General features: G+C 72.4%; 12 protein-coding genes. 10 read left to right on the top strand and 2 right to left on the bottom strand.

The genetic code is table 11. The annotated features are described in order from the left end of the window. Positions 1-53 precede the first annotated feature (53 nt). From ACZ4E1_RS04630 to ACZ4E1_RS04585, 10 genes are all read left to right on the top strand, one after another. The gene (locus ACZ4E1_RS04630; RefSeq protein WP_467535795.1) at positions 54-1424 is read left to right on the top strand and encodes an MBL fold metallo-hydrolase; all 1371 of its coding nucleotides are present in this window, start codon (positions 54-56) and stop codon (positions 1422-1424) included. Continuing rightward, a complete protein-coding gene (locus tag ACZ4E1_RS04625) occupies positions 1421-2722 on the top strand; it encodes an MFS transporter (RefSeq protein WP_467535792.1) in 1302 nt (433 codons plus the stop codon). Before ACZ4E1_RS04630 ends, ACZ4E1_RS04625 begins: the two co-directional genes overlap by 4 nt. Before the next feature lie 72 nt (positions 2723-2794). Next, positions 2795-3700: an MBL fold metallo-hydrolase gene (locus tag ACZ4E1_RS04620; RefSeq protein WP_467535789.1), complete on the top strand. Its 906-nt coding sequence runs from the start codon at positions 2795-2797 to the stop codon at positions 3698-3700. Between the two features lie 345 nt (positions 3701-4045). Next, positions 4046-4552 carry a DinB family protein gene (locus ACZ4E1_RS04615; protein WP_467535787.1) on the top strand — a complete coding sequence of 169 codons (507 nt, stop codon included), beginning with the start codon at positions 4046-4048 and terminating at the stop codon, positions 4550-4552. A 142-nt stretch (positions 4553-4694) separates the two neighbouring features. Then, positions 4695-4790, top strand: coding sequence for an Ms4533A family Cys-rich leader peptide (locus ACZ4E1_RS04610; RefSeq protein WP_317453348.1), 96 nt, complete (start codon positions 4695-4697; stop codon positions 4788-4790). Between the two features lie 241 nt (positions 4791-5031). Further along, positions 5032-6750 (top strand): ABC transporter substrate-binding protein, encoded by a 1719-nt coding sequence (locus ACZ4E1_RS04605; RefSeq protein WP_467535786.1) that lies wholly within the window; start codon positions 5032-5034, stop codon positions 6748-6750. A gap of 2 nt (positions 6751-6752) precedes the next feature. Beyond that, positions 6753-7790 (top strand): ABC transporter permease, encoded by a 1038-nt coding sequence (locus ACZ4E1_RS04600; protein WP_467535785.1) that lies wholly within the window; start codon positions 6753-6755, stop codon positions 7788-7790. Continuing rightward, positions 7787-8776 (top strand): ABC transporter permease, encoded by a 990-nt coding sequence (locus ACZ4E1_RS04595; protein WP_467535784.1) that lies wholly within the window; start codon positions 7787-7789, stop codon positions 8774-8776. Before ACZ4E1_RS04600 ends, ACZ4E1_RS04595 begins: the two co-directional genes overlap by 4 nt. Continuing rightward, the gene (locus tag ACZ4E1_RS04590) at positions 8773-10353 is read left to right on the top strand and encodes a dipeptide ABC transporter ATP-binding protein (RefSeq protein WP_467535783.1); all 1581 of its coding nucleotides are present in this window, start codon (positions 8773-8775) and stop codon (positions 10351-10353) included. The genes ACZ4E1_RS04595 and ACZ4E1_RS04590 overlap by 4 nt, the downstream gene beginning before the upstream one ends. A gap of 167 nt (positions 10354-10520) precedes the next feature. Beyond that, on the top strand, positions 10521-11153 hold the full coding sequence (locus ACZ4E1_RS04585; protein WP_467535781.1) for a mycothiol-dependent nitroreductase Rv2466c family protein: 633 nt from the start codon (positions 10521-10523) through the stop codon (positions 11151-11153). Positions 11154-11174: 21 nt separating this feature from the next. Here ACZ4E1_RS04585 and ACZ4E1_RS04580 read toward each other — a convergent pair whose 3' ends face one another. After that, positions 11175-11747, bottom strand: coding sequence for a dihydrofolate reductase family protein (locus ACZ4E1_RS04580; RefSeq protein WP_467535779.1), 573 nt, complete (start codon positions 11745-11747; stop codon positions 11175-11177). Between the two features lie 136 nt (positions 11748-11883). Beyond that, on the bottom strand, positions 11884-12780 hold the full coding sequence (locus ACZ4E1_RS04575) for an alpha/beta fold hydrolase (RefSeq protein ID WP_467535778.1): 897 nt from the start codon (positions 12778-12780) through the stop codon (positions 11884-11886). Positions 12781-12814 lie beyond the last annotated feature (34 nt).

Below are 12814 nucleotides of genomic sequence, written 5' to 3'. Positions count from 1 at the left end.
CACCGGACACGGCACCTCGCGTCCCGCCCGCTTCACCTGATCTGGGAGGACCCGTGGGCTTCGCCGACGACCACCTCGTGCCTCTTCTCGACGAAGGGCTCGGCAACAGCGCCTACCTCGTCGATCTGGGTGACGGCCGCGCTCTGGCCGTGGACGCCGGCCGCGATCTGCGCGGCCTTTACGCCGCCGCTGGCCGGCGCCGGCTGCGGGTCGCCTTCGCCGCCGACACCCACCTGCACGCCGACTTCCTGTCGGGCGCTGTCCAGCTCGCCCACGACAAGGGCGCCGTCGTGCTCGCCTCCGCCGCGGGCCGGCGCGGCTTCGCGCACCGGGGCCTGGCCGACGGCGACGAGGTCGGCCTGGGCGGTCTGACGCTGCGCGCGCTGGCCACCCCCGGCCACACCGACGAGCACCTCTGCTTCCTGCTCCTCGACGGTGAGCACCCCGTGGGCGTCTTCACGGGCGGCTCGCTGATCGTGAACTCCGCCGCCCGGACCGATCTCCTCGGCGCGGAGCGCACCGAGGAGCTCGCCCGCGCCCAGTACCGCTCACTGCGGCGACTGGCCCGGCTGCCCGAGGACACCGCGGTCTGGCCGACGCACGGCGCGGGCTCGTTCTGCTCCGCCCCGCCCGGCAGCGAGCGCACCAGCACGATCGGCGCCCAGAAGCGGGCCAACCCGCTGCTCGCGGCGCCGGACGAGGACACCTTCGTACGGCGGCTCCTCGACGGTCTGGGCAGTTACCCCGCCTACTTCGACCGCCTCGGCGAGCGCAACCGGCTCGGCCCCGCCGTCCTCACGCACGACCCGGTGCTGCCCGCCCTCGGCGCGGACCGGGTGCGCGCGCTGCTCACCGAGGGCGGGTACGTCGTGGACGTGCGCCCGGCCGCCCGTTACGCGGCGGGCCACGTCCCCGGGTCCGTGTCGATCGCGCTGCGCGGCCAGTTCGCGACCTGGCTCGGCTGGCTGCTGCCCGACGACGCCCCGCTCGCGTTCGTCGCCGACGCGGACCAGGACCTGGACGAGATCGTCTGGCAGGCGTACAAGATCGGCTACGAGCGGATCGCCGGGCACCTCGCCGGCGGCATGGCCGCCTGGCACGCGGCCGGACTCCCCGTGGCGGAGACCGCGTACCTCACCGCTGACCGGGCGCCCGGCACGGCGTACGTCGACGTGCGTCAGGAGTCCGAGTACGCGAGCGGGCACGTCCCGGGGGCCCTCCATATCGAACTCGGCGCGCTGGCCGGGCATGCGGCGGAGACTCCCGAGGGCGCGCTCCTGGCGTGCGGGCACGGTGAGCGCGCGATGACCGCGGCCAGTGTCCTCGAACGCGCGGGGCACCCGGGCGTCAGCGTCCTGAACGGGCATCCGCGCGACTACGCGGCCGCGCACGGCCTGCGGCTCACCGAGGGCGAGGCTCCGTGAGCGGCCTCCCGGCCCGGGGTCCGGCGGGACCGGTGCGCCTGGGGCTGCGGGAGAACTGGCCGCAGTTCACACTGCTGGTCGTCGTCAACGTCTGCGTCGGTGGCCTGGTCGGCCTGGAGCGCACCACGGTCCCGCTCATCGGTACCGAGGTCTTCGGGCTGACGAGCGACCTGGCCGTGTTCTCGTTCATCATCGCGTTCGGGCTCACCAAGGCCCTGACCAATCTCGCCGCCGGAGCCCTGACCGCGCGGTTCCGGCGCAAGCAGCTCCTGGTCGCGGGCTGGCTGATCGGCGTCCCCGTGCCGTTCGTGCTCGCCTGGGCTCCGTCCTGGGGCTGGATCGTCGCCGCGAACGTCCTGCTCGGCCTCAACCAGGGGCTGGCCTGGTCGATGACGGTCAACATGAAGATCGACCTTGTCGGGCCGGCCCGCCGGGGCCTGGCCACGGGCCTCAACGAGGCCGCCGGGTACACCGCCGTCGGTGTCACCGCCCTGCTCACCGGCTGGCTCGCCACCGTGTACGGTCTGCGCCCCGCGCCCGAGCTCATCGGTGTCGTGTTCGTCGTCGCCGGACTGGCTCTCGCGCTGGCCGTACGCGACACCGCCGGGCACGTCGCCCTCGAACTCGCCCAGCACCCCGAGCCGCTGCCCTCCGGCGAGGACACCGGCCTGGCCGCCGCCTTCGCGCGGACGTCCTGGCGGCACCGCTCGCTGCGCGGCGCCAGTCAGGCGGGGCTCGTCAACAACCTCAACGACGGCCTCACCTGGGGTGTCTTCCCGCTCCTGTTCACCGACCACGGCCTCGGTCTCGCCGCGGTGGGTCTCATCAAGGGCCTCTATCCGATCCTGTGGGGCCTCGGCCAGATCCCCACGGGGCACCTGGCCGACCGCGTGGGCCGCAGACCCCTGATCGTCACCGGCATGCTCGTCCAGTCCGCCGGCTTCGTGATCGCCCTCGTCCTGCTGGACACGCCGCTGCTCGCGGGCGTCCTGTCCGCCGTCGCGCTGGGCCTCGGCACGGCGATGGTCTACCCGGCGCTGATCGCCTCGGTCTCCGACCACGCCCACCCCGCCTGGCGGGCGAACGCCCTGGGCACCTACCGGTTCTGGCGCGACATCGGCTACGCGGTCGGCGCCCTGGTGGCCGGAGTCCTCGCCGACGCCCTCGGCCTGAACGCCACGGTGATCGCGGCCGCCGCCCTCACCGCCGCGTCCGGTCTGCTCGCCGCCCGGTGGATCACCGACCGCCCGGCGCCGCCCCGCGCCGCCCGGCCCGCGGGACCGGCTCTTCCGCGCTGAGGAGTTCGCCGACACACTGGCCTCCCGCCCGGAGCCGCGCGCCCGGGACCGACAGAACGAAGAGGTGCACCCATGACCGACCTGTCCGCCCCTCCCCCGACCGAAGTGCCGTACGGGGCGGTCTCGGTGCTGGTCGGGGACCGGCGCGGCGCGTTTCCGTACGGGAACTCGCTGCTGGTGCGCGGGACGGACACGACCGTCGTCGTGGATCCCTCGCTGTCGCTGGTGGACCACGTGCCGACGGCGGATCTGGTCCTGGTCAGCCACGGGCACGAGGACCATGTGGCAGGACTGGGCGGCTACGACATGCCCGTGCGCGTCCACGAGAAGGATCTCGCGGCGGTGCGCTCGCGGGCCGCGATGGTGGCGAGCTTCGGGCCGGCCGAGGAGCACCGCGCCGCGCTCGACCGGCAGCTGCGGGACGAGTTCCGGGTGACGGACCGGCCGGACGCCCAGGGGTTCACGGAGGGCACGGTCTTCGATCTCGGTGGGCGCACGGTGACCGTGGTGCATCTGCCGGGGCACACGGCGGGGCACTGCGGCTTCCTCGTCGAGCCGGACGGGTTCCTGTTCGTCGCCGACATCGACCTGACCTCCTTCGGCCCGTTCTACGGGGACGCGGGGAGCAGCCTCGTCGACTTCGAGGCGTCGCTCCGACGCTGCCGGGAGATCGACGCCCGCTGGTACGGCACGGCGCACCAGAAGGGCGTGATCGAGGGGGCCGCCGAGTTCCGCAGGCGGCTGGACGCGTTCACCGGTGTCGTCGAGCGGCGTGACGCCACGCTGCTGTCCCTGCTCGACGAGCCCCGAGTCGTCGACGAGCTCGCCGCCCATCGGCTGGTCTACCGGCCGCACGTCGAGGGCGTCCACATCCCGCGGGTCGAACGCCGCACGCTGGTGCGGCACCTGGCCCGGCTGTCCGACCAGGGCCGGGTCGAGGAGGTCGAGCCGGGCCGGTTCCGCTCGACCGGGAAGTGACGGCGGGCCCCTTTCCGCGGCCCGTCACCCGGCTGCGCGCGTCCGTCACGCGTTCGCGCCCTTCCGGGGTGCGCTGCGGCCGTCCGGCGTGAAAGCTGAGGACAGCGGCTCGGGCCCCTTGTCCTCCCCCCTCGTGTCAGGCGCCGGAGCCGTGCCCCGCCGGCAGGCCGTACCCCGTACGGCCTGCCGGCGTTCGTGTGTTCTCACCGCGATCGACGGCTTCGCCTCACCCCACGTCTGCCGATGTCGTCCGCGTGCAGCGGGGCGAGCGGGCGCGGGTCACTGATCCCGGCGCCGGGCAAAAGCCGTCGACATCCCGCGCCGCTCTCCGCGATGCTGGGCGCGATGACTCGTATCGACGACACACCTGCCGCCTGGGACGACCGCACCCAGCTGACCACGTTCCTCGACTACACGCGCGACACGGCTCGCGCCAAGTGCGAGGGCGTCTCCGCGGAGCACGCCCGCACGGCCCTGCTGCCCGGATCCCCGCTGATGACCATGAGCGGGCTGATCAACCATCTGCGCTGGGTCGAGTACTTCTGGTTCCAGGTCGTCTTCCTCGGCGAGGAGGACGAGGGGCCGTGGACCGACGAGGACCCCGACCGCGAGATGCGCATCGCCGTCGACATCCCGCTCCCGGAGCTGCTCGACGCGTACGCCGAGCAGAGCGCCCGCTACCGGGAGATCGTGGCGAAGCACCCCCTGGACACGAAGGCCCAGCGGACGACCCGCCAGGGACACGCGATCGATCTGCGCTGGATCCTGCATCACCTCACCGAGGAGACCGCCCGGCACAACGGGCATCTCGACATCCTGCGGGAAATGCTCGACGGCTCGACCGGCAGCTGACGGCAGGCATCCAACTGCGCTGAGGCGCCCGGGAGTTCACCACTTCCGGGCGCCTTCTCGCATACCGGGGCATATCGCATGGCGAGACGATCGTCTCGTCTCGCGTTGACATCTCCTGATCATCTGCTTCATATTCCTGTCCATGTCACGCAGCCCCGTCACCCTGGAGAGCGCCGCCATCGAGCTGGCGCTCATCGGCGTGACCCGGCACAGCGTCTCCGACATTCACTGTTGCTGACGTCTGCAGACGTGCGCGCGGGCCGTCCGGCCCGGACGGTTCCCGTTCCGAGCGCGCACCCGTGCGTACTCCGCCCGCAGGCGTGACAGTTCCCGGCGCTCCCCTCCGTACCCTCGCTCGTCGACCTCCCGGCCTCCCGCCATGTCGACGTGTCGACACGGTCGCGTCCGTGCGCCCCTCTCGCTGCCTGCGCGGTCCCCCTCGATCCGTTCCGCAGCAGTTCTCAGAGAGGTCTCCTCCGATGCGTCAACCGCCCGTCAAGTCCCGCCGCCTGGCCGCGGCCGCCGCCGTGCTCCTCGTGGGTGCGGGTGCCGCGGCCTGCGGTCCCCAGGAGAGCAAGGGCGGTGCCGCGGGCGCCGCAGGCACGCCCCACAAGGGCGGCACGCTCACCGTCCTGAACAGTGACCCGCAGGAGGACTTCGACCCCGCGCGCCTCTACACCTCCGGCGGCGGCAACATCCCCTCGCTCGTCTTCCGTACGCTCACCACCCGCAACCGCGAGGCCGGCGCGGCGGGTGCGAAGGTCGTCCCGGATCTCGCGACGGACCTGGGCACGCCCAGCAAGAACGCGACGGTGTGGACCTACACCCTCAAGAAGGGCCTCAAGTACGAGGACGGCAGCCCGATCACGAGCGCCGACATCAAGTACGGCATCGAGCGTTCCTTCGCCGCCGAACTGTCCGGCGGCGCCCCGTACCTGCGCGACTGGCTGATCGGCGGGGCCGACTACGAGGGCCCGTACAAGGACAAGAAGGGCCTCGACTCGATCGAGACGCCCGACGAGCGGACCATCGTCTTCCACCTGAACAAGCCCGAGGGCGAGTTCCCCTTCCTGGCCACGCAGACCCAGACGACGCCGGTGCCGCAGAAGAAGGACAAGGGCACCAAGTACGAGCAGCACCCCCTCTCCTCGGGCCCGTACAAGGTCGTGAAGAACGAGGGCGACGGCGAGCGGCTCGTCCTGGAGCGCAACACGCACTGGTCGACGGCGACCGACGACGAGCGCAAGGCCTACCCCGACCGGATCGACGTCCGCTCCGGGCTCGACTCCGCCGTCATCAACCAGCGGCTCTCCGCCTCGCGGGGCGCCGACGCGACCGCCGTCACGACCGACACCAACCTCGGCCCGGCCGAGCTCGCCAAGGTGTCCGGCGACAAGGACCTCGCCGCGCGCGTCGGCACGGGCCACTTCGGCTACACGAACTACATCGCCTTCAACCCGAAGGTGAAGCCGTTCGACAACCCGAAGGTGCGCCAGGCGATCTCGTACGCCGTGGACCGCTCCTCCATCGTGAACGCGGCGGGCGGTTCCTCGCTCGCCGAGGCCGCGACGACCTTCCTGCCGAACCAGAAGTCGTTCGGCTACACGCCCTACGACCACTTCCCGGCCGGAAAGAGCGGCAACGCGGCGAAGGCCAAGGAGCTGCTGAAGGAAGCCGGTTACGCCAAGGGCCTGACCGTCACGCTCACGCACTCCAACGCGAAGGACTTCGCGACGAGCCCCGAGATCGCGACCGCGCTCCAGGAGGCGCTGAAGAAGGCCGGCATCACGGTCAAGCTCCAGGGCCTGGAGGACAACGACTACTCCGAGACCGTGCACAACGTGAAGTCCGAGCCCGGGTTCTTCCTCAGCGGCTGGGGAGCCGACTGGCCCTCCGGCGGCCCGTTCTTCGCCCCGATCTTCGACGGCCGGCAGATCGTGAAGGCCGGCTACAACTTCAACTCGGCGCAGCTGAACGACGCTTCGGTCAACAAGGAGATCGACGCGATCAACAAGCTGACCGACCTCGGTGCCGCCGCGCAGCGCTGGGGCGCGCTCGACAAGAAGGTCGGCGAGCAGGCGCTCACCGTGCCGCTGTTCCACCCGGTCTACAAGCGGCTCTACGGCGAGTCCGTCAAGAACATCGTGATCAGTGACTGGACCGGTGTGCTCGACGTGTCGCAGGTCGCGGTCAAGTAGCCATGGCCGAAGCACTGCTCACCGAAGTCACCGCATCCGGTGACGCGGCCGAGGGGGCGGGGGCCGTCGTGGCGGCCCCCGCCCCCTGGGGCCGTCCCTTCTGGCGGCGGCTGCGGGCCCGGCGCTCCGCGCTCGTCGCGGGCGGCGTCGTCGCCTTCCTGGTCCTGGTCGCGCTGGCGGCGCCGCTGCTCACCGCGGTCGAGGGCCAGGACCCCACGACGTACCACCCTGATCTCGTCGACTCCGCGACCGGCGGTGTGCCGCTGGGCTCGTTCGGCGGGGTGAGCGCCGACCACTGGCTCGGCGTCGAACCCCTCACCGGGCGCGATCTGTTCGCGCGCGTCGTCTACGGCACCCGGGTCTCGCTGGGTGTCGCGCTCGCCGCGACGCTCCTCCAGGTGCTGCTCGGGGTGGCGATCGGCCTGACCGCGGGGCTCGGCAACCGGTTCGTCGACCAGGCGCTCAGCCGGGTCACGGACGTGGTCGTCGCGCTGCCGGTGATGGTGGTGGCGCTCGGCGCGCTCGCCGTCGTCCCGGCCGGGTTCCCGCGCCCGGTGCTGATCGCCGTCATCATCGGCCTGGTCGGCTGGGCCGGCACGTCGAAGATCGTGCGGGCCCAGACGCTGGCCCTCAAGTCGCTGGACCACGTGGCGGCGGCCCGGCTCAGCGGCTGGGGCCGGTGGCAGGTCGCCCGGCGCGAGCTGCTGCCCGCGCTGGCCGCGCCCGTCATCACGTACGCGGTCCTGCTGTTCCCCGGGAACATCGTGGTCGAGGCGGCGCTGTCCTTCCTCGGCGTCGGCATCAAGCCGCCGACCCCGTCGTGGGGGCAGATGCTCAGTGACGCCGACACCTGGTACCAGGCGGCGCCCACGTATCTGCTGATCCCGGCGCTCCTGCTGTTCGTGACGGTGCTGGCGCTGACCGTCCTCGGCGAGGGCGTGCGCACGGCGCTCGACCCGCGGGCCGAGTCCCGGCTGCGGGTCGGCACCGGCCGCAAGCAGGAGACCCGGCACGATGCCGTGAAGGAGGCCGGCGCATGACGGGCTTTCTGATCCGCCGCGCGGGCGGCGCCGTCTTCGTCCTGTTCGCCCTGAGCGTCGTCGTGTACGCGGCCTTCTACGTGGTCCCCGGCGACGTCGCGCAGATCGCCTGCGGGCCGCGCTGCTCCCCCGCACAGGTCGCGCAGGTCAGCGCACAGCTGAAGCTGGACGACCCCCTGTACCTGCGCTACGCGCACTTCCTCCAGTCCCTGTTCACCGGGCAGGACTTCTCGACCGGCACCGGTGTGCTGCACTGCCCGGCACCCTGCCTCGGGCTCTCGTACCAGAGCGACCAGCAGGTCACGGGGCTGATCCTGGCGAAGCTGCCGGCGACCACCTCGCTGGTGCTCGGCGCGTCGGTCCTGTGGGTGCTGCTGGGTGTCGGCACCGGCGTGCTGTCGGTGTGGCGGCGCGGCCGGCCGACCGAGCGGATCCTCACCTGGATCACGCTCGCGGGCATGGCCACGCCGGTGTTCGTCATCGGACTGCTTCTGATCATCCTGCTGGTGACGGTGCTTCAGGTGCTGCCGTTCCCGGACTACGTGCCGTTCACCGACGATCCCGAGCAGTGGGCGTGGAACCTGCTCCTGCCGTGGATCTCGCTGGCCCTGGTGAGCGCCGCGCCATACGCGCGGATGACGCGCGCCTCGATGCTGGAGACGCTCGCCGAGGACCACGTGCGCACGTTCCGGGCGTACGGGGTGCCGGAGCGGACGCTGGTCGGGCGGCACGCCCTGCGGGGCGCGCTCGCTCCCGTGATCGCGCTCGGCGCGCTGGACATCGGCTCGATGTTCGGCGGCGCGCTGCTCACCGAGTCGCTGTTCGGCATCCCCGGTGTGGGGCGTGAACTGGTGGACGCGGTCCGGACCGTGGACCTTCCTGTCGTGGTGGGTCTGGTGCTGGTCACCGGGTTCTTCGTCGTCCTCGCGGGCGCCCTCGCGGACGTGTTCCACGCGCTGGCCGACCGAAGGGTGGTGCTCGCATGAGCCTGATCGAGGTCACGGACCTGTCCGTGTCGTTCGGCGCGGTGCAGGCCGTGCGGAATCTGTCGTTCACGCTGGAGCCCGGCCGTGCGCTGGGCATCGTCGGCGAGTCCGGCTCGGGCAAGAGCGCGTCCGCGTACGCGCTGCTCGGGCTGCACCGCGGCACGGGCGCCGAGGTGTCCGGCTCGGTGCGGGTGGCCGGGGTGGACGTGCGCGAGGCCGACGACGCGGAGCTGCGCGCGCTGCGCGGCGCGAAGGCGGCGATGGTCTTCCAGGACCCGCTGTCCTCGCTCGACCCGTACTACGCGGTGGGCGACCAGATCGCGCAGGTGTACCGCGTCCATCACCGGGTCTCGCGGCGTGCGGCGCGGGCCCGCGCCGTCGAGGTCCTGGACCGGGTGCGCATCCCCGATGCGGCACGCCGGGCCCGGTCGCGCCCGCACGAGTTCTCGGGCGGGATGCGCCAGCGGGCGCTCATCGCGATGGCGCTGGCCTGCGAGCCGCAGCTGCTGATCGCGGACGAGCCGACGACGGCCCTGGACGTCACCGTGCAGGCCCAGATCCTGGATCTGCTGCACCAGTTGCGGCAGGAGACGGGCATGGGGCTCGTCCTGGTCACGCACGACGTGGGGGTGGCCGCCGAGTCCGTCGACGACATCCTCGTCATGCGGGCGGGCCGGGCCGTCGAGCGCGGGCCGGTCGGCGCGGTGCTGGCCGCGCCCGCCGAGCCGTACACACGGGCCCTGCTCGCGGCGGTCCCCCGGATCGACGGCGCGACCGCGCCCACCCGCCCGGCGCCGGCCGACGCGGGCGAGCCGCTGGTCGAGGCGGTCGACGTCCACCAGGTGTTCGGCCGGCGGGCGACCGTGACGAAAGCCGTCGACGGGGTTTCGCTCGCCGTGCGCCCGGGCGAGACCCTGGGCATCGTCGGGGAGAGCGGCAGCGGCAAGACGACGCTCGGCCGGATGCTGGTCGGGCTGCTCGAACCGAGTGCGGGCCGGGTGGTGCGGCGGGGCCGGGTGCAGATGGTGTTCCAGGACCCGCACTCGTCGCTGAACCCGCGCCGCTCGATCGGCGAGTCCGTCGCGGATCCGCTGCGGGCCGCGGGGAAGCTCGACGAGTCGGCGATCCGGGCGCGGGTGGGTGAACTGCTCGCGCAGGTCGGGCTGGACGCGGAGCTGTACGACCGCTATCCGCACGAGTTCAGCGGCGGGCAGCGGCAGCGGGTCGGGATCGCGCGGGCGCTCGCCGCGGACCCGGACCTGATCGTGTGCGACGAGGCGGTGTCGGCGCTCGACGTGACGACGCAGGCCCAGGTCACGGAGCTGCTCGGCCGGCTGCAACGGGAGCTGGGGCTCGCCCTGGTGTTCATCGCGCACGATCTGGCCGTCGTGCGTCAGGTCAGCGACCGGGTGGCCGTCATGCGGGCGGGCCGGGTCGTGGAGGAGGGACCGGTGGACGAGGTGTACACCCGTCCTCAGGATCCTTACACCCGCCGCTTGCTGGCGGCCGTCCCGGCGCTCGACCCCGGACTCGCGGCCCAACGCCGCCAGCTACGGGCGGAGTTGACGACGGTCTGACGAGACGGCCGGTGGCGGACAGGTTCCCGCCGCCGGCCGTTCGCGTCTCCCGGCACCTGACCGGTCGGCGACGGCACCTGACCGGTCGGCGACGGCACTGAATGGCCCAGTGCACCCGCCCCGATGTGGCCCATGGTTCAGGGCCACATCACTGGCAGGCTGAGGACATGACGACAGACACCCTTCCGCGCACCGACCGCACCCGAGTGGACTTCTGGTTCGACCCCGCCTGCCCGTTCGCCTGGATCACCTCGCGCTGGATCCTCGAGGTGGAGCCGCTGCGCGACCTCGACGTCCACTTCCACGTGATGAGCCTGTACCTGCACAACGAGGGCAACGAACTGCCCGACTGGTACCGGGATCTGGTGGACCGCTCGCTCGGCCCGGTGCGGGTCGCCGTCGCGGCGGCGGAGCTCCACGACGACAAGATCCTGCGCGACCTGTACACGGCGTACGGCACCCGTATCCATCAGGACCGCGCCGAGGACTTCGACCGGGTGACGGCGGAGGTCCTGGCGGAGTTGGGACTGCCCGCAGAGCTCGCCTCGGCCGCGCACGCGGACACGCACGACGCGGTGCTGCGGCGCAGCCACGACGCCGGGACGGACCCGGCCACGGGCGCGTACGTGGGCACCCCGACGCTGCATCTGGACGGCACCCCGTTCTTCGGGCCCGTGCTCGGCGCGATTCCGCGCGGCGCCGAGGCGGCCGAGATCTTCGACGCGGTGCGGGTCCTGGCCCGGCAGCCGCACTTCTACGAGCTGAAGCGCGAGCGCACGGGCCGCCTGGACTTCTCGTGACCCCGGGGCGCCGGCAGGGGGTCAGCGCACGACGTCGAAGACGTTCAGCTGGATCCCGTTGGAGTACGCCCCGTGCTCGACGAGCTTCAGCTTCTGGGCGTCCTTGTCGGTGTCGCTGAACAGGCGCTTGCCGGCGCCGAGCAGCAGCGGGAACACGAGCAGGTGGTAGCGGTCGATCAGCCCGGCGTCGGACATCGCGCGGTTCAGGGCGGCGCTGCCGTGCATGATGATCGGCCCGCCGTCGGTCTGCTTCAGGGCGGCGACCTCGTCGAGGGAGCGCAGGATGGTCGTGTCGCCCCAGTCCGGCACGAGGGCGTCCTCGGTGAGCGTGGTGGAGACGACGTACTTCGGCAGCGGCTTGTAGTCGGCGAACTCCTCCATGGCCGGCCACACCGGGCTGAACGCCTCGTAGCTCGCCCGGCCGAACAGCATGGCCGAGGCCTCCTTCTGCTCCCGCCCCTTGATCTCGTAGGCCTCCGGGACGAACTCGATGTCCTTGAAGGTCCATCCGGCGTTGCGGTACCCGGCCTCGCCGCCGGGCGCCTCCACGACGCCGTCCAGGGAGACGAAAGCGGTGCTGATCAGCGTGCGCATCTGAAGGTCCTCGATCTTGTCTGGGTCTCGCGGGTGCCCGGCGGCTCCGCGGTCTCGGTGTGTCACTCCTACGACCAGGGGCCGCCGGAAAACTCATCGCTCGACGGCTCACCTTTTCATCGGGCACCGGATCATGTCAGCCGAGAAACCCGGCGATCAGGTGGTTCGCCTCGGCCGACAGTGCGGGCGGCATGGCGTGATGGGTGATGCCCGGGAGCACTTCCGTGGTCGCCGCCGGCATCAACTCCCGCACCTTCGAGGCCACTTCCCGGGCGTCGTGGACCTGGCCGGCTCCGGCGAGAAGGATCAGGGTCGGGGCCGTGCAGGCGCGCAGGGCGTCGGGGGCGGGGCGCGGGCCGGTCGCGGGGCGCGCGGCGGGGAATCGGGCGGCGGCCTCCTGGAGTGCCAGGCAGTCGGGGTCCAGGGCGTCGGTGCCCGCGCTCTCCCATTCCAGGAAGGTACGGACGCGGCGGGGCGCCGGGCGCAGGAGCATGGGCAGAGCGCGCAGGAGGTAGGCGGGGCGGAAGCCGGCGAAGCACCGGGTCGGGTCGAGCAGGACCAGGCGGCGCGTGCGGGCGGGGGCGCGGAGCGCGTGGTGCAGCGCGATCCAGGCGCCGTAGGAATGACCGATCAGGTCCACGTCCCGGCCTCCGAGGCCCAGGCCGTCGAGGACCGACGCCAGCCAGGTCATGAGGTCGTCCAGCGTGCGGGGACGGCGTCCGGGGTCGGGCAAGCTGCGGCCCGGGGCGCCGATCAGGTCGACGGCGTGCACGCGGTGCGTACGGGAGAGCGCGGCGGCCTGCGCGTACCAGGGGACGGAGGTCGCGCCTCCGCCGCCGGGGAGCAGGAGGACGGGGGGACCGTCGGCGGGGCCGCACGTGTTCACGTGTGTGACGCCGAAGGGGGTGGGGGCGGTGACGGAGGTGTGTGGGGCGGGCCACTTGGCGAGCACCCGCTCGTAGGCGGCACGGAAGGCGGCCGGGTCGTAGGTGTGCGGGTCGGGTGTGTCGCGGACGGCTGCGCGTGGGCTCATGGTGGAACAACCCCCTGATCTGCGGTCGAGCCGA

The sequence above is a fragment of the Streptomyces sp. NPDC025806 genome (genome assembly GCF_055558275.1).
Note: the sequence above shows the minus strand (reverse complement) of the source record. Positions and strands in the feature narration are given on the sequence as shown.

Bases quoted from the DNA above. Each gene is read 5' to 3' on its own strand.
- ACZ4E1_RS04620 (WP_467535789.1), top strand. From the start codon at position 2,795: ATGACCGACCTGTCCGCCCCTCCCCCGACCGAAGTGCCGTACGGGGCG.
- ACZ4E1_RS04615 (WP_467535787.1), top strand. From the start codon at position 4,046: ATGACTCGTATCGACGACACACCTGCCGCCTGGGACGACCGCACCCAG.
- ACZ4E1_RS04610 (WP_317453348.1), top strand. From the start codon at position 4,695: ATGTCACGCAGCCCCGTCACCCTGGAGAGCGCCGCCATCGAGCTGGCG.
- ACZ4E1_RS04605 (WP_467535786.1), top strand. From the start codon at position 5,032: ATGCGTCAACCGCCCGTCAAGTCCCGCCGCCTGGCCGCGGCCGCCGCC.
- ACZ4E1_RS04600 (WP_467535785.1), top strand. From the start codon at position 6,753: ATGGCCGAAGCACTGCTCACCGAAGTCACCGCATCCGGTGACGCGGCC.
- ACZ4E1_RS04595 (WP_467535784.1), top strand. From the start codon at position 7,787: ATGACGGGCTTTCTGATCCGCCGCGCGGGCGGCGCCGTCTTCGTCCTG.
- ACZ4E1_RS04590 (WP_467535783.1), top strand. From the start codon at position 8,773: ATGAGCCTGATCGAGGTCACGGACCTGTCCGTGTCGTTCGGCGCGGTG.
- ACZ4E1_RS04585 (WP_467535781.1), top strand. From the start codon at position 10,521: ATGACGACAGACACCCTTCCGCGCACCGACCGCACCCGAGTGGACTTC.
- ACZ4E1_RS04580 (WP_467535779.1), bottom strand. From the start codon at position 11,747: ATGCGCACGCTGATCAGCACCGCTTTCGTCTCCCTGGACGGCGTCGTG.
- ACZ4E1_RS04575 (WP_467535778.1), bottom strand. From the start codon at position 12,780: ATGAGCCCACGCGCAGCCGTCCGCGACACACCCGACCCGCACACCTAC.